Annotated in this window: 25 protein-coding genes; 9 read left to right on the top strand and 16 right to left on the bottom strand. The window is 60.8% G+C overall.

The genetic code is table 11. The annotated features are described in order from the left end of the window. Window positions 1-45 precede the first annotated feature (45 nt). From KI617_RS01920 to KI617_RS01910, 3 genes are all read left to right on the top strand, one after another. Window positions 46-408, top strand: a complete 363-nt coding sequence (locus tag KI617_RS01920; RefSeq protein WP_226450133.1) for a response regulator — start codon at window positions 46-48, stop codon at window positions 406-408. A gap of 6 nt (window positions 409-414) precedes the next feature. After that, window positions 415-1,302, top strand: a complete 888-nt coding sequence (locus tag KI617_RS01915; RefSeq protein ID WP_226450131.1) for an alpha/beta fold hydrolase — start codon at window positions 415-417, stop codon at window positions 1,300-1,302. A 92-nt stretch (window positions 1,303-1,394) separates the two neighbouring features. Continuing rightward, the gene (locus KI617_RS01910) at window positions 1,395-2,015 is read left to right on the top strand and encodes a hypothetical protein (RefSeq protein ID WP_226450129.1); all 621 of its coding nucleotides are present in this window, start codon (window positions 1,395-1,397) and stop codon (window positions 2,013-2,015) included. A gap of 73 nt (window positions 2,016-2,088) precedes the next feature. Here KI617_RS01910 and KI617_RS01905 read toward each other — a convergent pair whose 3' ends face one another. After that, window positions 2,089-2,355 (bottom strand): hypothetical protein, encoded by a 267-nt coding sequence (locus KI617_RS01905; protein WP_226450121.1) that lies wholly within the window; start codon window positions 2,353-2,355, stop codon window positions 2,089-2,091. On the opposite strand from KI617_RS01905, the gene KI617_RS01900 reads away from it, so the two are divergent. Then, window positions 2,354-3,379 (top strand): formylglycine-generating enzyme family protein, encoded by a 1,026-nt coding sequence (locus KI617_RS01900; protein WP_226450119.1) that lies wholly within the window; start codon window positions 2,354-2,356, stop codon window positions 3,377-3,379. The genes KI617_RS01905 and KI617_RS01900 overlap by 2 nt on opposite strands. Before the next feature lie 36 nt (window positions 3,380-3,415). Here the strand turns inward: KI617_RS01900 and KI617_RS01895 are convergent, their stop codons facing one another. From KI617_RS01895 to KI617_RS01885, 3 genes are all read right to left on the bottom strand, one after another. After that, complete coding sequence (locus KI617_RS01895) at window positions 3,416-3,619, bottom strand: 2-hydroxymuconate tautomerase family protein (RefSeq protein WP_226403563.1); 204 nt, start codon at window positions 3,617-3,619, stop codon at window positions 3,416-3,418. A gap of 83 nt (window positions 3,620-3,702) precedes the next feature. Further along, window positions 3,703-4,686, bottom strand: coding sequence for an acrylyl-CoA reductase (NADPH) (gene acuI / locus KI617_RS01890; RefSeq protein WP_226450117.1), 984 nt, complete (start codon window positions 4,684-4,686; stop codon window positions 3,703-3,705). Window positions 4,687-4,699: 13 nt separating this feature from the next. Further along, window positions 4,700-5,896, bottom strand: a complete 1,197-nt coding sequence (locus KI617_RS01885; RefSeq protein WP_226450115.1) for a YbfB/YjiJ family MFS transporter — start codon at window positions 5,894-5,896, stop codon at window positions 4,700-4,702. 100 nt (window positions 5,897-5,996) lie between these two features. Between KI617_RS01885 and KI617_RS01880 the strand changes: the two genes are divergently transcribed. After that, on the top strand, window positions 5,997-6,854 hold the full coding sequence (locus KI617_RS01880; RefSeq protein ID WP_226450113.1) for a LysR family transcriptional regulator: 858 nt from the start codon (window positions 5,997-5,999) through the stop codon (window positions 6,852-6,854). A 119-nt stretch (window positions 6,855-6,973) separates the two neighbouring features. Here the strand turns inward: KI617_RS01880 and recG are convergent, their stop codons facing one another. Together recG and KI617_RS01870 are read right to left on the bottom strand one after the other, a co-directional pair. Further along, entirely contained in the window at window positions 6,974-9,025 is a 2,052-nt protein-coding gene (gene recG, locus KI617_RS01875) for an ATP-dependent DNA helicase RecG (protein WP_226450111.1), read from the bottom strand. A gap of 18 nt (window positions 9,026-9,043) precedes the next feature. Continuing rightward, window positions 9,044-9,427, bottom strand: a complete 384-nt coding sequence (locus tag KI617_RS01870; RefSeq protein WP_226450109.1) for a RidA family protein — start codon at window positions 9,425-9,427, stop codon at window positions 9,044-9,046. 40 nt (window positions 9,428-9,467) lie between these two features. Here KI617_RS01870 and KI617_RS01865 point away from each other — a divergent pair, with 40 nt between their 5' ends. Beyond that, on the top strand, window positions 9,468-9,794 hold the full coding sequence (locus KI617_RS01865; RefSeq protein ID WP_226450107.1) for a tetratricopeptide repeat protein: 327 nt from the start codon (window positions 9,468-9,470) through the stop codon (window positions 9,792-9,794). A 151-nt stretch (window positions 9,795-9,945) separates the two neighbouring features. Next, entirely contained in the window at window positions 9,946-10,275 is a 330-nt protein-coding gene (locus tag KI617_RS01860; RefSeq protein ID WP_226450106.1) for a hypothetical protein, read from the top strand. Window positions 10,276-10,279: 4 nt separating this feature from the next. On the opposite strand, the gene KI617_RS01855 is transcribed toward KI617_RS01860, so the two are convergent. From KI617_RS01855 to KI617_RS01840, 4 genes are all read right to left on the bottom strand, one after another. Continuing rightward, window positions 10,280-11,071 carry an SPOR domain-containing protein gene (locus tag KI617_RS01855; RefSeq protein WP_226450104.1) on the bottom strand — a complete coding sequence of 264 codons (792 nt, stop codon included), beginning with the start codon at window positions 11,069-11,071 and terminating at the stop codon, window positions 10,280-10,282. A gap of 8 nt (window positions 11,072-11,079) precedes the next feature. Continuing rightward, window positions 11,080-11,598, bottom strand: a complete 519-nt coding sequence (locus KI617_RS01850; RefSeq protein ID WP_226450102.1) for a DUF2802 domain-containing protein — start codon at window positions 11,596-11,598, stop codon at window positions 11,080-11,082. A gap of 16 nt (window positions 11,599-11,614) precedes the next feature. Further along, a complete protein-coding gene (locus KI617_RS01845; RefSeq protein WP_264180044.1) occupies window positions 11,615-12,787 on the bottom strand; it encodes an OmpP1/FadL family transporter in 1,173 nt (390 codons plus the stop codon). A 116-nt stretch (window positions 12,788-12,903) separates the two neighbouring features. Beyond that, entirely contained in the window at window positions 12,904-13,302 is a 399-nt protein-coding gene (locus KI617_RS01840) for an acyl-CoA thioesterase (RefSeq protein WP_226450098.1), read from the bottom strand. A gap of 99 nt (window positions 13,303-13,401) precedes the next feature. On the opposite strand from KI617_RS01840, the gene KI617_RS01835 reads away from it, so the two are divergent. Together KI617_RS01835 and KI617_RS01830 are read left to right on the top strand one after the other, a co-directional pair. Then, the gene (locus tag KI617_RS01835) at window positions 13,402-15,219 is read left to right on the top strand and encodes an ABCB family ABC transporter ATP-binding protein/permease (protein ID WP_226450096.1); all 1,818 of its coding nucleotides are present in this window, start codon (window positions 13,402-13,404) and stop codon (window positions 15,217-15,219) included. A gap of 147 nt (window positions 15,220-15,366) precedes the next feature. After that, on the top strand, window positions 15,367-16,896 hold the full coding sequence (locus KI617_RS01830) for a SpoIIE family protein phosphatase (RefSeq protein ID WP_226450094.1): 1,530 nt from the start codon (window positions 15,367-15,369) through the stop codon (window positions 16,894-16,896). Window positions 16,897-16,963: 67 nt separating this feature from the next. On the opposite strand, the gene rplQ is transcribed toward KI617_RS01830, so the two are convergent. From rplQ to rpmJ, 6 genes are read right to left on the bottom strand one after another with little or no spacing between them, the layout of a single operon-like run. Next, window positions 16,964-17,365, bottom strand: a complete 402-nt coding sequence (gene rplQ, locus KI617_RS01825) for a 50S ribosomal protein L17 (protein WP_226450092.1) — start codon at window positions 17,363-17,365, stop codon at window positions 16,964-16,966. A gap of 56 nt (window positions 17,366-17,421) precedes the next feature. Then, window positions 17,422-18,396 carry a DNA-directed RNA polymerase subunit alpha gene (locus tag KI617_RS01820; protein WP_226450090.1) on the bottom strand — a complete coding sequence of 325 codons (975 nt, stop codon included), beginning with the start codon at window positions 18,394-18,396 and terminating at the stop codon, window positions 17,422-17,424. Window positions 18,397-18,419: 23 nt separating this feature from the next. Continuing rightward, window positions 18,420-19,049 carry a 30S ribosomal protein S4 gene (gene rpsD / locus KI617_RS01815; RefSeq protein WP_011286112.1) on the bottom strand — a complete coding sequence of 210 codons (630 nt, stop codon included), beginning with the start codon at window positions 19,047-19,049 and terminating at the stop codon, window positions 18,420-18,422. 12 nt (window positions 19,050-19,061) lie between these two features. Further along, window positions 19,062-19,451: a 30S ribosomal protein S11 gene (rpsK, locus tag KI617_RS01810; RefSeq protein ID WP_226418158.1), complete on the bottom strand. Its 390-nt coding sequence runs from the start codon at window positions 19,449-19,451 to the stop codon at window positions 19,062-19,064. Window positions 19,452-19,463: 12 nt separating this feature from the next. Continuing rightward, entirely contained in the window at window positions 19,464-19,826 is a 363-nt protein-coding gene (gene rpsM, locus KI617_RS01805) for a 30S ribosomal protein S13 (RefSeq protein ID WP_011286110.1), read from the bottom strand. 51 nt (window positions 19,827-19,877) lie between these two features. Continuing rightward, window positions 19,878-19,991, bottom strand: a complete 114-nt coding sequence (gene rpmJ, locus KI617_RS01800) for a 50S ribosomal protein L36 (RefSeq protein ID WP_011286109.1) — start codon at window positions 19,989-19,991, stop codon at window positions 19,878-19,880. Window positions 19,992-20,057: the final 66 nt, after the last annotated feature.

Here is a 20,057-nt window from a genome sequence, read left to right as displayed (position 1 = left end):
GCCCCCAAGGCACCTTTTCCCTGATCCTGCCAAGCTCAACTCATCATGCCAACCATCCTGATCGTCGATGACTCCACCTCCATCCGCAACATGCTGAAGGCCTGCCTGCAGCCACTCGGCTATCGCATCGTCGAGGCTTCCGGCGGCCGGGCCGGCCTTGAGCAACTGCGCCAGGAAGACATTGATCTGATCATCTCCGACCAGAACATGCCAGGTATGGACGGCCTGAGCATGGTCAAATCGATTCGCAGCGGCACGGTGAAGCAGAACGTGCCCATCCTGGTCCTGACCACCGAAACTTCCGACGAAATGAAAACGGCTTTCCGCGCAGCCGGTGCCACCGGCTGGATGTCCAAGCCCTTCACGCCGGAACGGCTGGAAGCTGCATTGAAGAAATTACTCGGCTGACCCTTGATGACACCTTCCCGCTCCGAATACCTCGACCTGCCCGACATCCGCCTGCACATCCGGCGCTGGGGCAACCCGAAGGCGCCTACGCTGTTCCTGCTCCACGGCTGGATGGACGTTTCCGCCTCCTTCCAGTTCGTCGTCGACGAGCTGAAGAAGGACTGGAACATCATCGCCCCTGACTGGCGCGGCTTCGGCAGTTCGGAATGGCTGAACCGCCCCTACTTCTTCGCCGAACACCTCGGCGACCTCGAAGCCATCCTCGACCGCTACGCCCCCGAAGGCAAGGTCAAGCTGGTCGGCCACAGCATGGGCGGCATCCTCTCCTGCCTGTACGCCGGCATCCGGCCCGAACGGGTGGAAAGCGTGATTTCGCTGGAAGGCTTCGGCATCGCCCCGACCACGCCGGACATGGCGACCGAGCGCTACCAGAAATGGCTAGGCGTGCTCAAAAGCCCGCCACGCATGCATGTCTACAGCGACCGCGCCGGCTTCGCCCGCCGCCTGATGCACACCGACCGCTTCCTGACCCAGGAACGCGCCGACTACCTCTCCCGCCACCTCGCCCGGATCGGCGATGGCGAAACCAAGGGTGGCGAACGTCGCCACGGCATCATCTGGAACGGCGACCCCTGGCATAAGGCCCCCGCCCCCTACCTGTTCCGCCTCGAAGAATCGATGGCGATCTGGCAGCAGATCACCTGCCCGGTGCTCTGGGTCGCCGGCCGCCAGTCCTGGGTCATCCGCGAATTCGACACCCGCCCCGGCGACTGGGCCGCCCGCCAGGCCTGCTTTGCCAACGTGCGCGAAGAATGGGTCGACAACGCCGACCACATGCTGCACCACGACCAGCCGGAAGAAGTCGCGCGCATCGTCGAGACCTTCATTGCCTGATTGAACCCGGCCCACCGGATGACATCTAACTGACATCCTGGCGCGCCCGATGAGGCGTAAAATGGTGGCTGGATTTAGTGAGGGAAACAGAAGTGCGCAGGTTTTTGATCGCGGCGATGGCTGCTTTTTATTCGCTTGGCGTCTACGCATCGGAGCCACCGGCTGATGCAGCGGCGGTGGCCGGGGATACCCCTGCGCCTTATGCCGAAGCATCGGTCGTCATCACGCCGGTGCCGATGCCAGCCTCGGTGGTCGAGGTTCTGCAGCCGATCAATCGCAGCGGGAAGCTGCGCTCGGCGCGGAAAGCAAACCTTGCCAAGAAGCAGGCTTTCCCGACGATCCTGCTCAGCCGCACCGAACGCCATCAACTGGCCCTGCTCAGCCAAAAACCGAAACCCGGCGATTTCCCGCCACGCAAATACGTCGATGATGAAAACGACGATGACGATTATTTCGAGCTGGTACTCCACCGCTCCTACAACCGCCCCAGATTGGCAACGGACGAGCCGGAGGACGAAACAGACAAGGTTCTCGATCCGCCGCTCTCGGAATCGGTCAAGCTCAGGCTGTTTCTGGCCCGCATGAAAGCCGTCGAGGCCCATGCCCTGGCCCAGGTGACCGACACCGGCGACGATCTTTCCGATGCCGTGAAACAGCGCCTGCAGATGGCCCGCCAGAAAGCGGTGCAGGCACACCAGAAGAAATTCAGCTGATCAGGGCAGGCACGAAATGCCGCCCACAAAAAAGCCGGGGAACCCCGGCTTTTTCTTAGTGGCAATCGGTCTTTTAGTGGTACGCGGTCTTGGAAGACAGCTTCACTGCCATCAGGCAGGCCAGGCCAAGAATAAGCACGGTAAAGCCAATACCAAAGTAGGAAAGTTCGTCCATTGTCGTCTCGCAGGTAAGTTTGAAAATTGAGGCGAGTTGGACAGCGCCTTCCGGAAAAGTTCCCGCAATGCGCACAGTTTGCGCCTCAGTGCGGAAAAAAGGCTCAGCGACTGCTTTCTCGAGAGGCGGCCACCAGAAGCAGCAACAGAGGATGGAAGCAAACATGAAAACCCTGCCATTGATTCTTCTCTTTCCTGTGCTGCTGGGCGCCTGTTCGGCAACAAGCCGGCATGGCGCCCCGCCCCCGCTGGAAAACTCCCTGGGCATGCGCTTCGTCCTGGTGCCGGCCGGCGAGTTCCTGATGGGCAGCGACGAAAGCCTGGACAGTCTGGCCCGTGACTTCCCGCAGTACGAACAAGCGCGTTTTCTCCATCTCAAAGACGAGTCGCCCATTCACCGCGTACGCATTACCAAACCTTTCTTCATGGGGCAGCATGAAGTGACGGTCGGCCAGTTTCGGAAATTCCTGGCCGCCTCCGGCCATGTTCCCGAATCGATCGCCGATGGCACTGGCGGCTACGGCTACAACCCTGACTACGACCCGGCGACAAGCGTCCGGCGCGATGCCTTCGAGGGAAGGGCGCCAAAATATTCCTGGTCGAATCCCGGATTCCGGCAAACGGATGACCACCCCGTCGTCAACGTCACCTGGCATGACGCCACCGCAATGGCAGCCTGGTTAAGCCGGAAAGAGAACCGGCGCTATCGCCTGCCGACCGAAGCGGAGTGGGAATACGCCTGCCTGGCGGGACAAGGGGGCCGCTACGCCCACGGCAACCAGCCGCAAGCATTGGCAACGGTGGCCAACACTTTCGATGCCGATGCCTCGGCAAACTGGCCGCAATGGGCAAGCTTCGCCCTCCAGAGCAGCGATGGCTTCGCCTTTACCGCCCCCGTCGGCAGCTTCCCGGCCAACGCCTTCGGCTTGCAGGACATGGTTGGCAATGTCTGGGAATGGGTCTCCGACTGGCACGACGATGCCTGGTATGCGAGGTCGCCCCAAGCCGACCCGCAGGGGCCGGAATCCGGTACCGTCAAGGTTCGCCGGGGCGGCTCCTGGCACACCTGGTCACTTTATTCCCGCTGCGCATTCCGCAACTGGAATACCCCGGAAACACGCTATACCCTGCTCGGTATCCGCCTGCTTCTGGAAGCCGAGCCAGACACCGCCGATCAACCCCGGCCGTAGTCGAGGATCGGCGGCGGCGCTCAGCAAGAGCGGCGCCTACTCGCCGCGCGCCCGGCGGACGGTGATCGACTCACCCGCCACACCCCAGTTATCGGTATCGACTTCATCGATGACGACGACCGTGGTTTTCGGGTTCTTGCCCAGCACATCGACCAGCAGCTGCGTCGCGCCGGCGATCAGCCGGGCTTTCTGCTCGGCCGTCGCCCCTTCACGCGTGATCTTGATATTGACGTAGGGCATCAAATCTCCCGTTAATAAACGCCGAATAATTCGTTATCCCCGCGAAAGCGGGGATCCAGCGGCTTGGGTCGATCAGTGCCGCCTCATCGATTCACGTCTACGACCACACGGCCGCGCACCTTGCCGTCCATCAGCTGCGCCGCCGTCGGAATGGCTTCGGCCAACGAGACTTCATGGGTGATCAGGCCGAGCTTGCCAACGTCGAGATCGGTCGCCAGACGCTGCCAGGCGACCAGCCGATCCGGCCGCGGGCACATCACGCTGTCGATGCCGACCAGCGTCACGCCGCGCAGGATGAAGGGCGCCACCGACGACGGGAAATCCATGCCGCCGGCCAGACCGCAGGCGGTCACCACACCGCGATATTTGGTGGTGGCGCAGATGTTGGCCAGCGTGTGCGAGCCAACGACATCGACCGCCCCCGCCCAGCGCTCCTTGCCGAGCGGCTTGCCGGGGCTGGAGAAGGCCGCCCGGTCGAGCACTTCGGCCGCGCCGAGCTGCTTCAGGTAATCGGTTTCTTCCGGCCGGCCGCTCACGGCAACGACCGTGTAGCCGAGCTTGGCCAGCACGGCAATCGCCACACTGCCAACACCGCCCGCCGCACCGGTAACGACGATCTCGCCGTCGGCCGGCTTGACGCCCTGCTTTTCCAGCGCCAGCACGCAGAGCATGGCGGTATAGCCGGCGGTGCCGATGGCGACGGCCTGCTTCTCGGAAAACGCCGCCGGCAGCGGCACCAGCCAGTCGCCCTTGAGCCGCGCCTTCTGCGCCAGTCCGCCCCAATGCGTTTCACCAACGCCCCAGCCGTTGAGCACGACGCGGTCGCCGGCCTTGACGTCGGCGTGGCTGCTGCTTTCGACCGTACCGGCGATGTCGATGCCCGGCACCATCGGGAATTTGCGGACGACCGGGCCTTTGCCGGTAATCGCCAGACCGTCCTTGTAGTTGAGCGACGAGTAATCGACGCGCACCGTCACATCGCCTTCCGGCAACTGGCTGTCGGCTATCTCCTGCACCGATGCCCGGTAACCGGCGTCGTCTTTCTCGATCAGAATTCCCTTGAACATCGCTTTTCTCCGTTTAGTTCTGGACGCAGGGCACCAGCGCGGCGTCCCGCCTTTCGACAAATTTCAGTATAACCAAGAGCACGACGCCAACGACCATGACCCCGGCCGCGATGTTCAGGCCGATCGAATAGTTGCCGAGCCGCGTCGCCAACCAGCCGACGATGGCCGGCCCAATGATCTGCGCCACACCATAGGAAAGCGTCATCTTGCCCATCATCTTGGCCGGCCGGGTCGGGTAGTAACGCCCGGCCATGGTCAACACCAGACTGACCATGCCGATGAAGGTTCCACCGAACAGCAGCGCCCCGAACAGCGTGGCGAACAGCCCGCCCACCGCCACCGGCAGGGCGATGCCGACGATCTGCAGCACAGCGGCGAGGATCAGGGCGTTGATGTCGCCCGTATAGCGCGCGATCAGATCCCAGTTGAAGGCTGCCGGCGTCGCCGCCAGACCGATCGCCAGGAAGGCCAGCGCGCCCTGCCCGGCCAGCCCGGGCAACCCATCGACGATGGCGACGATGAACGTGGCGCTGATCACGTAGCCGAAGCCGGCGCAGAAATAGGCCGCCATGAAGATGCGCAAGAACAGCGGGCTCGGCGGGTTGTCGTGCATGGTTGCGCCGCTCTTGGTAACCCCGCTCGTATCGGGCGCCGGCAGCCAGGCCAGGGCCGGCACGATGAGCAGGCAGGCGATGGCCGAAAAGGCAAACCACTGCTCGCGCCAGTCGAACGAGCCGCTCATCAGCCACACCGAGATGGCACAACCGGAAATGCCCAGCCCGATGCCGCCGAAATGGATGCCCAGTTCCGGCCGATGGTTGTGGCGAATCAGCCAGTTCAGGATCAGCCCGGTACCGAGCAACATGCCGGCCGCGCTGCTCAGGCCAGCGATGAAGCGCGAGGCCATCCAGACCAGCGGATCGTTGGTCAGACCCATCATCACCGTGCTCAGGATGGCGACGACCAGACCGATCCGGTACAGCCTGTCCTTGAGCACCAGATCGCTGATCAGCGACGCGACCAGCGCGCCGCACAGATAGCCGGCGTAATTGAAGGCCGCCAGCCAGCCGGCTTCGGCCAGCCCGAGCCCGGCCTGTTGCTGCATCAGCGGCAGCAGCGGCGTGTAGGAAAAACGGGCGACGCCGAAGGTCAGCAGCAGGCTGAAGATCCCGGCGCCCAGCACCTTGAGGCGCTCTCTCTGTGAGTTCATGGTTTATTCCTTTTTGTACTTGATAGCCGAACAATAAACAGCGTAAAGTATCCATACAAGTGATTTGTTTCGAATCAACCATTCGTTTTTTGAGATACCAATGGAACTCGTCGCCCTCCGCACCTTTCAGGCCGTCGTCGAAGAAGGCGGCATCCTCGCCGCCTCGCGCAAGCTGAACACCGTCCAGTCCAACGTCACCGGCCGCATCCGGCGGCTGGAGGAAGAACTCGGCGCCGAACTCTTCTTCCGCAAGGGTCGCGGGCTGGAGCTCGCCCCCTCGGGCAAGGTACTGCTCGACTACGCGCGGCGGATGCTGACACTCGAACGCCAGACCGCCACTGCTGTCCGCCAGGTCGGCGAAAGCGCCGGCGAACTGCGCATCGGCGCCATGGAAACCTTCGCCGCCCTGCACCTGCCGAGCGCCCTGAAAGCCGTGCGCGCCGGACACCCCGGCCTCGAGTTGCGTGTCTTCACCGACACCACCAGCACGCTGACCGGCAAGGTGCTCGACCACAAGCTCGACTGCGCCTTCGTCGCCGGCCCGGTGATCCACCCCGACCTGCAATTCGATGAACTGGTCGTCGAGGAACTGGTGCAGGTGCACGCCGCCGGCACCGACCCGGTGCTGTTGCCGCTGATCCTCTTCCGCGAAGGCTGCGCCTACCGCACCCGCGCCGTCGCCTGGCAACGCGCCCAAGGCCACGCCGTGGCCGATGCCATGGAATTCGGCACGCTCGAAGGCATCCTCGGCTGCATCGCCGTCGGCCTCGGCTGGACGCTGATGCCGCGCCGCGTCGTTGAGCAGTCCAGCCATGCCGCCGATCTGGTCATCGAAACGGTGCCTGACGAATTCAGCCTGGTGCCGACCGGCATGATCCATCTGCGCGAAGGCCCCAGCCTCCCGGCCCTGCAAACGCTGTGCGACGGGATAACAGCCTCGGCAAACAGGAAACGCTGACCATTGCGCCCGTCACTCCCGCGAAAGCGGGAGTCCAGAAACCCGAGGAACTGGATTCCCGCTTCGCCCGCTGCGAAGCAGAGTCCCGGGTGTGTCGCGGCCGCGGAAGCGACAGCCGCTTAGGACTTCAGCAACTCTTCCCGCGAGCCTAGCCAGCGCTTGAGGTGCCGCTCAGCCAGTTCAAGGTGCTCGGTCAGCATTTCCTCGGCCACGTCACGCGCCATCTCGACCAAATCGGCATCCATTTCCAGATCGGCGTAGCGCAGTAACGGCACCCCGCTCTGCCGGGCACCGACGAATTCGCCGGGGCCGCGGATCTGCAGATCCTGGCGGGCGATTTCGAAGCCATCGGTGTTCTCGAAAATGATCTTCAGGCGCTGCCGGGCGATCTCGCCGAGCGGCCCGGCGTAGATCAGGATGCAGCTCGATTCGTACTGGCCGCGCCCAACCCGGCCGCGCAACTGGTGCAGTTGCGACAGGCCGAAGCGTTCGGCGTGCTCGATGACCATCAGGCTGGCATTGGGCACATCGACGCCGACTTCGATGACCGTCGTCGCCACCAGCACATCGATGTCGCCGGCCGCGAAGGCAGCCATCACCGCCTGCTTTTCGTCGGCTTTCAGGCGGCCATGGACCAATCCCACGGTCAGGCCGGAAAACTGGCCTGAGAGCAGTTCGTAAGTGTCCTGCGCCGTCTGCAATTGCAGGGTTTCCGATTCCTCGATCAGTGGACAGACCCAGTAAGCCTGGCGGCCTTCCTCGACATGCTTTTGCACAAAACCGAACACATCATCGCGCCGATTGTCCGCAACCAAGCGCGTCTTGATCGGCGTCCGCCCGGGCGGCAGTTCGTCGAGCACGGTGACATCGAGATCGGCGTAATAGCTCATGGCCAGCGTGCGCGGAATCGGCGTCGCCGACATCATCAGCTGATGCGGGTTGTCGCCCTTCTTGCGCAAGGCGAGGCGCTGGGCGACACCGAAACGGTGCTGCTCGTCGACAATGGCCAGCCCGAGTTTGGCGAAATCGACGCCATCCTGGATCAGCGCATGGGTGCCGACGACCAGTTGCGCCTCGGCCGCCGTCGCCGCCAGTTGCTCGCGCTTGGCCTTGGTTTTCAGGCTGCCAGACAGCCACGCCACATTGACCCCGAGCGGCTCCAGCCAGTCCTTCAATTTCAAATAGTGTTGCTCGGCGAGAATTTCCGTCGGCGCCATGAACGCCGCCTGCCAGCCGGCCGAAATGGCCTGACACGCGGCCAGCGCGGCGACGATGGTCTTGCCGGCGCCGACGTCGCCCTGCAGCAGACGCTGCATCGGGAACGGCTGGGCCAGATCGGCACCAATCTCGGCCATCGCCCGCGCCTGCGCTCCGGTCAAGCCGAAGGGCAGGCTGTCGAGCAAGCGGGCGCCAAGATTGTCGCGCGCCCTGAGCACCGGCGCGCCCTGCTCGCGACGGGCGAGATAGGCGCGGCGCAAGGAGAGTTGCTGGGCCAGCACTTCGTCAAATTTCACCCGCCGCCAGGCCGGATGGTTGCGTGCGTGCAAGGTATCGAGGTCGGTGCCCGGCGGTGGCTTGTGCAGGAAGCGCAGGCTGCGCGCCAGGCCCGGCAATTTCAAACGCTGGCGCAGTTCTTCCGGCAAGGTCTCCGATAAATCGCCCACCGCCAATGCCTTGCCGATCAGTTTTTGCAGCGCCGAATTGGCCAGGCCAGCGGTCGACGGATAAACCGGGGTCATCTCGGTCGGCAGCGGTTCGTCGTCACCGACCTTGCGAAAACGCGGGTGCACCATCTCGGCGCCGAAAAAGCCGCCGCGTACCTCGCCAAAGGCCCGGATGCGCGAGCCTTCGCTCAGCGCCGCCTGCTGATTCGGATAAAAGCTGAAAAAACGCAGCGTAATCTCGCCGCTGTCGTCGGCCGCCCGCACAATCATCTGCCGGCGGGGCCGGAATTGCACTTCATTGCTCTGGACGACCACCTCGATCTGCACCGGCTCGCCGCCAAAGGCTCGCTTGACCGGCGTGATGCGGGTTTCGTCCTCGTAGCGCAGCGGCAGATGGACCAGCAAATCGGCCTCGCTATGGAGGCCGATCTTGGCGAGCTTCTTCTGCAGCGCCTCGGAGGCGCGAATCGGCGGAGAAGCGGGGGCCGAAGCCCCGCTCGTCGTCATCAGGCGTGGATCAGCCGCTTAGTTGCCCAGGCACATCACGGCATCGGCCTCGACCAGCGCACCGCGCGGCAACTCCTTGACGCCCACCGCAGCACGGGCCGGGAAGGGCTCGCTGAAATACTTGGCCATCGTTTCGTTAACCTTGGCGAAGTTGGCCAGGTCGGTCAGGAAGACGTTGAGCTTGACCACGTCAGCCAGCGAACCGCCCGCCGCCTCGGCCACGGCCTTCAAGTTTTCAAAAACGCGAACGATTTGTGCGTCGATCCCGTCTACCATCTGCATGGAAGCCGGATCGAGCCCGATCTGCCCGGACATGTAAACGGTGTCGCCGACGCGTACGGCTTGCGAATAGGTGCCGATGGCTGCCGGGGCGTTCGGGGTGGCGATGATGGTCTTGGCCATGGAATACTTTCTCTATCAACAATCGAAACGACAATTCTAGATGAACCCGCGCATCGAATCCTTGGAAAAAATGCTCAACGGCCCACGCGATGGCGCCCTGCTCCGCTTCTCGCTCGGCAACGAATACCTGAAAGCCGGCAATCCGGCCAAAGCAGCGGCCTGCTTCAAGGACGCCGTCGACCGCGACCCGAAATATTCCGCCGCCTGGAAAGCGCTGGGCAAGGCGCGCGCCGAAGCCGGCGACAACATCGGCTGCCTGGCCGCTTACGAACAGGGCATTGCGGTGGCCGAAGCCAACGGCGACATTCAGGCGGCCAGGGAAATGACCGTCTTTGCCAATCGGGCACGCAAGGCGCTGGCCGAATAAACGCCGGCCTCCGAGACACACGAAGGAAACTCGGAAAACCCTTGCAGGGCCTGCCTCTAACGAATTGTTACAAACCAGCCAGGCATCGCAGTATGCCGGGCGGGAACTGTCCGCGTTATTTGCTTACGCAACCACCGGAAACACTTTCCCCATGAAACTCTCGCAAACCATCATCCGCCTTGGCCTCGCCACAGCACTGCTCGGCAGTCTTGGCGCCTGTATGGTGGTTCCAGCGCATCAGGCGGGTTATCACCGTGCGCCGCCGGCGTATGTGGAAACCTACCCAGCCTATGGCTACCCGAGGGCGAATATCTATTACGAATCCGGTCACCGTCATTACGATGACCGCGGCGGCAGGTATTACGATGATCGACGCCATGATGACCGGCGCAGCTATGGCGCTCCCTTGCCACCGCCGCTGCAGCTACACCGCGATGTCCGGCGCAGCCTCGGTCTGCCGCGCCTCCCCGGCATGCCCTGATTGGCTAGTTCTTGCCTCTAGGCGGAACGAGAATGGCCTCGACGCCTAGCTCCTTGAGCTTGGCTTGCGCAACTTCCGCTTCATGCCGGGTCCGGAACGGGCCAACCTGAACCCGCGTTTCCAGCGTTGAGGGAACGCCACTCAAGGTCAGGCGGGCATGCAACTCCTCGGCTCGCTGTACGCTCGAAAACACCCCGGCCTGCAGCAAAAATCCGGAGAACAGACGTGGGGCACTCGGCGCTGCCACCGCGGGCGCTGGTGCCGGTTTCGCTTCAACGATACGCACCGAGGGCTTGGCGGGTGCAGACTCAAGCTGGGCAGCGGAACGCTGTGGCGCCAGCGTATTCGAAGGCGCCATCGTTGCCTCCGGCACTGCTTGCGGTGCTGGTGGCGCTGAAACCGGGGGTTTCGTAATGGCCGCAGGCATCTTCGTAGCGGCACGAGATTCCGGCTGCGGCTCAGGTTTGGCCTCGACGACAGCCGCCGGCTGCGCCTCAACCTTGGGTGGTGAAGGTGGTTCGACGGGTGGTTCGGCTTTCTCGGGCGCCGGCGGTTCGGGCAAGTTCTCGGCCGGCGTCACCGGTTGCGAGACTTCTTTCTTGGGCGCAACAGGCACAGCTTGGGTGAATACCTGCTGTTCGGCTTCCTCAGGCGGATTCGCCAGATAGTCGAAAAAGGCCAGCACGCCAAGCAGCAGCGCTACCAGCACGCCAGCCACGGCCAGACGGCCGATCAGCTTGCTGCGCAGTTCGCCCGCATTGTCTTCACTCTCGGCAACTTCAGGTTGATCTGCCATTCCCTACCTCAACGTTCCTGACTCTTGGCCAAGGCAACGACCAGTTCTGCTTCGGCCCGGGCGATCCCGCAACGTTCGGCAATCGCCGCCGGATCATAGCCGGAGACAGCCATCTGCATCGCATCGCCGTATATTGGAGAAACAGTCTGACTGGCCCGCAGATGGGCCAGTTCGTGCAACATGTCATCGCGCAAGGCCGCCAGTTCGCCGCGCATGGCATCGACCTCATCGCGCAACTGGGCCAACTCCTGCTCCAGGCCTTGGCGTAAAACCTCTTCGCCCAGACCTTTCGTGGTTTGCTCCCAAGTCTCTTCCTCACTGGGCTCCGAGGCGGCCGGCAAAGCAGGCACCGTTGGTTCCTCAGGCGGAACGCTGTCGACCGGAGCAAGCGGCGCCTCCACTGGCTTGTTGCGCAGCCGACGCATGCGCAGCAGAACGAAGAGCATGTAGACCGCGACCAGCGCGATCAACACGATCACCCCTTCGCGCAGCCCCAGCGTCATCCCGCCCAGTTCCAGCGCCGGCACGTCGGCCCCTTAATGATTAGAAGCCCACCGAGTATTGCAGGCCGACGATATGGGCGCTGGCATCATAGCGGCCACTCAGGTTCACCGTGCCGAGCAGGGTGCCGGAGGCATTCCGGATTTCCTTGGTCTGGTTGATGCTGGGATCCTTGACGTACAAATAGGCGTAGCCCAGATCAAGCTTGCCGTATTTTCCGGCGTTATATTGACCGCCCAGCGACAGCCAGAGCCTATCGTTATCCGGCACGCGCGCCGAGCGATCGTCATTTTGTATCGGCGTGCGGTCATAGGCGATACCGAACTTGAGTTTCACCGCATCGCTGCTCTTGTAAGCAGCGCCCCAGGCAAGCCGCCAGGCATTCCCGTAGTTAAAGCGCTCAGAGCTTAGCAATGCACCAGAGGCACGACTCTGGACATTCAGCGCCTGCATGGACTCCCAGCGCGTGTAGGACAAATCCCCCATCGCCTCCCAGCGATCGGAAACCTGTTGCCAGACTGAAAGAATGAAGGTGTCCGGCAGCTTGACATCAGCCTTCACCGGCACGCTGCCATTCACAGTGCCTTCGAGTGTGTGCTGGACAGCCGAACGATAGGAAACGCCGACCCGCATCGCAGGAGAGAGGGTAAATAGTACGCCAGCGTTCCAACCCAGCGAGGCGTCGTCGCCCTTCAAGGTACCGGTGGCGCTGCTAAGCTCCCCGTCGATGGTCTGGTAATTCAAGCCGAAGCCAAGCGAAATTTTCTCGTTGACCTTGTAAGCGACGGAAGGATTGTAATTGACTGTCTTGATTTCGGATTTGACTGAGTGATAGCGCCCAACCCAGCTTGTATCCTCATATTCAGTCGCTAATCCAAAGGGCGCTGATACGCCGAAACCAAGAAAAAGGTTCGGCGTCACCGCCCAGGACAAATACGCATTGGGCACTGCAGCCCAGCCACCAGCGTTCCCCCCATTGCCGCCCGACAGCCCCAGAAAAGCCCCGGTGCCGCGCGACCCTTCGTTGCTGAACTCATAGCTCGGCCCGACCCCGGTCACGCCTGCCGAAAACTGAAAGCCTGTCAGTTGCGTCATCCCCGCCGGATTGAAGAAGATCGTGCTGGCGTTATCCGCAACCGCCGCCGAACCGGCATAAGCATTGCCCAAGCCGCTGGCATTTTGCTCCCAGAGCTGAAAGGCAGCAGCGGAAGCCACGCCGGAAAAGGCCGTGAGCAGCAGGGCCGGAACGATACGCAGGCAGAATTTATTCATTGGATTGCTCGCTTGCAGGCGGAAAATTGGTTAATCGTCGGATTTTAGACCATTTCCGGTCACTTTTCGGCTGGAACCTTGCGCTTCATACCTTCGCTGTCAATCGCCACGTAGGTCAACTCAGCCTCAGTCACCTTGACGATGATCGGTGCGGCGTAATTGCGTTCGGCATAGACCTCGACCCGGACGGTAATCGACGTCGTGCCGACGCGGACGATGTCGGCGTAAAGACTGACAATATCCCCAACTGAAACGGGCTGCTTGAACAGGAAGGAATTGACCGAAACGGTGGCCACCCTGCCGCAAGCCCGACGCATTGCCGGGATGGCACCAGCGACGTCGACCTGGGCCATGACCCAGCCGCCGAAGACATCACCGTTCTGATTGAGATCAGCCGGCATCGGGACAACACGCAGCGTACAGTGCTTGCTCGGAAGGGTAAGACGGTCGACAGCCATGTTCAGTCCAGATTGCAAATAATCTCCGGATTTTCCCGGAAAGGCGGCAGTTTTCATATACTCGCCAGAGACTCTTTCACCGGATTTCGCCCCAGCCCCATGCGTCGCGCCTCTGCACTCCCCAAGCCCCCCGCCGGCCAGGCTCTGCCTCAAACCCACGTCTGGCTGACGCTCCGCACGCTATTCCCGTATCTGTGGACCTATCGACTGCGCGTCCTGGCCGCCATGGCTTGCCTGATCGGCGCCAAGGTGGCCAATGTCAGCGTGCCGCTGATCTTCAAGGAAATGATCGATGGCCTTTCCGGCAGCCAGCAATTGCTTGCCCTGCCCATCCTGCTGCTGGTCCTGTACGGCATCCTGCGCTTCTCGACGTCGCTATTCACCGAACTGCGCGAAATTCTCTTTGCCCGCGTCACCCAACGCGCCGTCCGCCAGGTTTCGCTGGAGGTATTCCGGCACCTGCACGCCTTGTCGCTGCGCTTCCATCTGGAGCGGCAGACCGGCGGCGTCTCCCGCGATATCGAACGTGGCAGCCGCTCGATCTCCAGCCTGATTTCCTACACGCTGTACTCCATCCTGCCGACACTGGTCGAAATCGGGCTGGTGCTCGCCATCCTGTTCGTCAAATACGATGTCGGCTTCGTGGTCATTACCATCACCTCGCTCATCGTCTACATCATCTTCACCGTCAAGGTCAGCAACTGGCGCATCGACATCCGCCGCGCCGTCAATGAAAACGATTCAGCCGCCAACACGCGCGCCATCGACAGCCTGCTCAACTATGAGACAGTTAAATATTTCAATAACGAAGCCTGGGAAGCCCGCCGCTACGACGAACAACTGGTCAAATGGGAAGAAGCCGCGACGCGTAGCCAGACCACGCTCGCCTTCCTCAACCTCGGCCAGGCGGCAATCATCGCGCTCGGCGTCACGGCGATGATGTGGCGCGCCGCCAGTGGGGTGGTTGCCGGCGAGATGACCATCGGCGATCTGGTGCTGGTCAATGCCTTCCTTATCCAGCTCTACATTCCGCTCAATTTCCTCGGCATCGTCTATCGCGAGATCCGGCAGGCGCTGACTGATATCGAGCGGATGTTCAACCTGCTCAAGGAAAATCGCGAAATCGCCGATGCTCCTGATGCCAGAGAGCTTCCGGACGGCCTTTTGCAGATCAATTTTGAAACTGTCAATTTCGGCTATGACCCGGATCGCCAGATCCTGAAGAACCTCAGTTTTGCCATTCCCCCGGGCAAGACGGTCGCTGTAGTAGGACACTCCGGCGCCGGCAAATCCACGCTGGCCCGCCTGCTTTATCGCTTCTACGACGTCACAGACGGCGCCATCAGAATCAATGGCCACGATCTCCGGAAACTGAAGCAAAGCAGCCTGCGAGCGGCAATTGGCATCGTGCCCCAGGACACGGTGCTGTTTAACGACAGCATTTTCTACAACATCAATTACGGTCGCCCGGAAGCCACCCGGGAAGAAGTGTTCGCTGCCGCCCGCGCCGCTCAAATGCACGATTTCATCGAGTCCTTGCCGCAAAAATACGAAACACGTGTCGGCGAGCGTGGCCTGAAACTTTCCGGAGGCGAAAAACAACGTGTCGCGATCGCCCGCGCCTTGCTGAAGAATCCGCCCATCCTGATTTTTGACGAAGCCACCTCGGCCCTCGACTCGGCCACTGAAAGAGCCATCCAGAGCCAGCTTGAACAAGTTGCTGTTGGCCACACCACACTGATCATCGCGCACCGCCTGTCCACGGTGATGAATGCCGACGAGATTCTGGTCATGAGCGAGGGCCACATCATCGAGAGAGGCACGCATTCAGCCCTGCTGGCTGCCGGCGGCAACTACGCAAAAATGTGGACCCTGCAACAGCAGGAGGAGCACCACCCACCGGTAGCCGGACTTTAAGTGGCCGGCAGCTCCGAATGCCCAGCCGATCGGCTGGGAGAAGGCCAAGTTTCAGCGGCATTCGACACGAAGGTTGGTAATATCACAGCTAGTGATATTGAACGCCCCAATCCGGCCCCACAGCATTAGTCGATCATGATTTCGGTAATGAACAAAATGAAGGTCCTGGCGGTTGATGACAACCGCACCAACCTGCACATACTTCAGGTTTTCCTCAAGAAACTGGGGCATGAAGTCATTCTGGCCGAAAACGGCGAGGAAGCCGTGCGCCGGTTTGAGTCGGAATCGCCAGACCTGGTGCTGCTCGACATCATGATGCCGGTCATGGACGGCTTTGAAGCAGCGCGTCGGATCAAAGCCATGACTCGCGACCGCTGGACGCCGGTCATCTTCCTCTCCGCCCTGAATCGTGATGAAAATCTCGTCGAAGGCCTGGACGCAGGTGCCGACGACTACCTCACCAAGCCAATCAATTTTGTCGTGCTGGAAGCCAAGTTGCGCTCGATGCAACGGTCGCTAACCATGCAACAGCAATCCATCGATTCGCTGCGCCGGGTTCAGGCAATTTCAGACAACGTTCTTGATGCCATCGTTACCACCAACGAAGAAGGCATGGTTGTCTCAGTCAATCAGTCGACAGAGCGGATTTTCGGCTGGCCATCATCCGAGCTCATCGGGCAGCACACATCAGTGCTGATACCGGTTCAGCAGGGAGCCACGGACCAGCACAGCGTTCGTTCGATTGATGCGGACGAGCCGTTGCTGGTGGCCGCACAGGAGCAAGAAGTCGTCGCGACACACAAGGACGGCCACCGCTTCCCGGCAACCATCTCGGTCAGTCAGGTCACCCTCGACAATCAACGCATGATCATCAGTGTGATCCGCGATATTTCCGAGCGGAAACAAACTGAGCAAAAGCTGCGCGAGAACGCCCACCAACTGCAGGATTACTACGACCAGACCCAGACAGAGCAGCAACTGGCGCTCCGCCTGATGGAAAAACAACTCCACCGCAGCGGCCTTCAGGATAAACGCCTCTGTTACAAGGTCATCCCAGCCGAGCACTTCAGCGGAGACATTGTCGCCGCCGCTCGTTCCCAGGATGGACACCTCTATGCCCTGCTCGCGGATGCCACCGGACACGGATTAACCGCAGCGATCAGCGTGCTCCCTGTGCTGGCTCTCTTTTACCGGATGACCAAACTCAACCGTTCAATCCAGGAAATAGTCCTCGAGTTGAACCAGCAGTTGAAGGAGTCCATGCCGGTCGGGCGCTTTGTCGCCATAACGCTCGTCTGCCTCAACGAAGGCGAGCGGAAAGGCGAAATTTGGGTGGGAGGCACTCCGGAAGCCTTCCTGTTCGATCGCTGGGGGCGGGTCGCCAGCACCTTCCCGTCAGACAACCTGCCGCTAGGCATTGTCGGCAGCAATGAACTTGGAGGCCAGCCAAGAGTATTTACCTGGGAACCGGAAAGCCAACTCGCCTTATGCTCGGATGGTCTTTTGGAAGCCACGGACAAGGATGGCGTTCAATTCGGCAGTTCCGGCCTGATCGAGTCTGCGACAAACAGCTCGCCAAAAGAACGATTTGCCAAGATTGAAGCGGCCCTGAAAGTGCATCAGAACGGCTGCCTGGCGAGTGACGATATCTCACTGATGCTGATCGAGTGCCCATGATCAGAAAAGGCATAGCCAATAAAAAAGCCAGTCAATGACTGGCTTTTTTATTTAAGGTCTCAACAGCTTATTCAGCTGCAGATTCCTCGATCTCAACCGCTTCGGTCACTTCCGGACGGTCAAGCAACTCGACGAATGCCATCGGGGCATTGTCGCCGACGCGGAAGCCACACTTCAGAATGCGAAGGTAGCCACCCGGACGGGTTGCATAACGCGGGCCGATTTCTGCGAACAGCTTGACCACGATATCGCGGTCGCGCAGACGGTCGAAGGCCAGACGCTTGTTAGCCAGCGTCGGGTTCTTACCCAGGGTGATCATCGGTTCAACAACACGGCGCAGTTCCTTGGCCTTCGGCAACGTGGTCTTGATAGCCTCGTGCTTGAGCAGGGAAACGGTCATGTTGCGCAGCATCGCGAGGCGATGGCTGCTGGTACGGTTCAGTTTGCGAAGTCCATTGCGGTGACGCATGGTTAATCCTTTCTATGTTCTGCAGGCGTCCCTTGACGACCCGGGTTGAAAAAGGCCTACGCCTTTTCCAGACCGGCGGGCGGCCAATTTTCCAGTTTCATGCCGAGCGTCAGACCGCGTGCGGCCAACACTTCCTTGATCTCATTCAGCGACTTGCGACCCAGATTCGGGGTCTTGAGAAGTTCATTCTCGGTACGCTGGATCAGATCGCCGATGTAGTAGATGTTCTCGGCCTTCAGGCAGTTCGCGGAACGAACCGTCAGCTCGAGATCATCCACCGGACGGAGCAGAACCGGATCAACCTGAGCCGGCTTGGAAGCCTCAGCCACAGGAGCGGTACCCTCCAGATCGGCGAACACGGAGAGTTGTTCCATCAGCACGCGAGCTGCGTAGCGGATGGCTTCCTCCGGCTCGACAACGCCGTTGGTTTCGATATCAACAATCAGCTTGTCCAGATCGGTACGCTGTTCGACGCGGGCACTTTCGACCGCATAAGCAACGCGACGGATCGGGCTGAACGAAGCGTCCAGAACCAGCTTGCCGATGGTCTTGGCATCACCCAGGTTACGGACATTACCCGGCACGTAGCCGCGACCCTTCTCGACCTTGATTTCCATGGCGAGCTTGCCGCCGGGTGCGAGGTGAGCGATCACGTGTTCCGGGTTGATGATCTCAACATCGTGCGGCAACTCGATATCGCCAGCGCGGACGGCGCCTTCGCCTTCCTTGGCTAGCTTGAGGTTGACCACGTCACGGTTGTGCAACTTGAAGACGATGCCCTTCAGATTAAGAAGGATATCAACGACATCTTCCTGCACGCCGTCAACGGTGGAGTACTCATGGAGCACGCCGTCGATGCCGACTTCGGTCGGTGCATAACCGACCATCGAAGAGAGCAGAATGCGACGCAAGGCGTTACCAAGGGTATGGCCATAGCCGCGTTCGAACGGCTCCATGACCACCTTGGCTTGCACGGGCGAAACGCTCTGCACGTCGATGATGCGGGGTTTGAGAAGTCCACTGCTTTGCATGGGCTAGATCCTCTGCTCAGTGCTTACTTCGAGTAAAGTTCGATGACGAGACCTTCGTTCAGGGTCGCCGGCAATTCGGAGCGCTGCGGCATGGCCTTGAACGTGCCCTTGCCCTCCTTGACGTCCACGGAGATCCACTCCGGGAAACCGCGGGACTCGGCAGCTTCAAGAGCAGCCTTGCAACGCAGGGAAGCACGTGCGCGATCAGTCAGCTGGACAACATCACCCGGCTTGACGATGAACGACGGAATATTCACGCGCTTGCCGTTTACCAGAATACCGTTGTGGCGGACCACTTGGCGAGACTCTGAACGGGAAGCACCAAAACCCATACGGTATGCAACGGAGTCCAGACGGGCTTCGAGCAATTGCAGCAGGTTTTCACCGGTCTGGCCCTTGCGGCGGTCAGCTTCGGCAAACGTCTTGCGGAACTGGCCTTCAAGAACGCCATAAACGCGGCGAATCTTCTGCTTAGCGCGCAAGTGAACGCCGTAGTCAGACAAACGGGCACCAGATTTTTGACCGTGCTGGCCCGGCGCGTACGAACGACGCTCAATGGCACACTTGTCGGTAAAACACTTTTCGCCCTTCAGGAACAGCTTTTCGCCTTCGCGGCGGCACTGACGGCATTTCGGATCGAGATTACGAGCCACTTGTCTTTCTCCTTAGATGCGGCGCTTTTTAGGCGGACGGCAACCGTTGTGCGGCACCGGCGTCACGTCCGAAATGGAAGTAATCTTCATGCCCAGCGCGTTAAGCGCGCGGACGGAGGATTCACGACCAGGACCGGGGCCCTTGATACGGACTTCAATGTTCTTGACGCCACATTCCTGAGCGGCCTTGCCAGCAGCTTCAGCCGCAACCTGGGCTGCGAACGGAGTCGACTTACGCGAACCGCGGAAGCCGGCACCACCGGAAGTAGCCCAAGACAGAGCGTTGCCCTGACGGTCGGTAATGGTGATGATGGTGTTGTTGAACGATGCGTGAATGTGGGCGATGCCCTCAGCAACGTTCTTCTTAACCTTTTTGCGAACTTTGGTAGCAGTCTTTGCCATGTTCTGTCCCTATTACTTCTTGCCAGCGATGGCCTTGCGCGGGCCCTTGCGGGTACGAGCATTGGTACGGGTGCGCTGACCACGGCAAGGCAGACCCTTGCGATGGCGCAGGCCACGGTAGCAACCGAGGTCCATCAGGCGCTTGATGTTCATGGTGACTTCGCGGCGCAGGTCACCTTCAACGGTGAACTTGCCAACTTCGTCACGCAGACGATCCATGTCCGAATCGGACAGGTCTTTCATTTTTACGTTACGACCAACGCCGGCTGCGTCACAGATTTTCTGTGCGCGGGTACGGCCGATGCCGAAGATCGCCGTCAGGGCGATTTCTGCATGCTGATGGTTCGGAATGTTTACCCCTGCAATACGGGCCATTGAATCACTCCACTATTTCGAAAATTAACAAATGCCGAACTGGACAGGGAATTAACCCTGGCGCTGTTTGTGACGCGGATCCTTGCAAATGATGCGCACGACACCTTTGCGGCGGATAACTTTGCAGTTGCGGCAGATGCGCTTCACTGAAGGTTGGACTTTCATGTTTCACTCCTCGTCTGCGAGAGCTTGGAAGCAGCCGTGTTTCCTTGCCCTGCGGTTTATTGCGTA

Origin of the sequence: Ferribacterium limneticum (assembly GCF_020510625.1) — a bacterium.
GTDB lineage: Bacteria > Pseudomonadota > Gammaproteobacteria > Burkholderiales > Rhodocyclaceae > Azonexus > Azonexus limneticus_A.
Note: the sequence above shows the minus strand (reverse complement) of the source record. Positions and strands in the feature narration are given on the sequence as shown.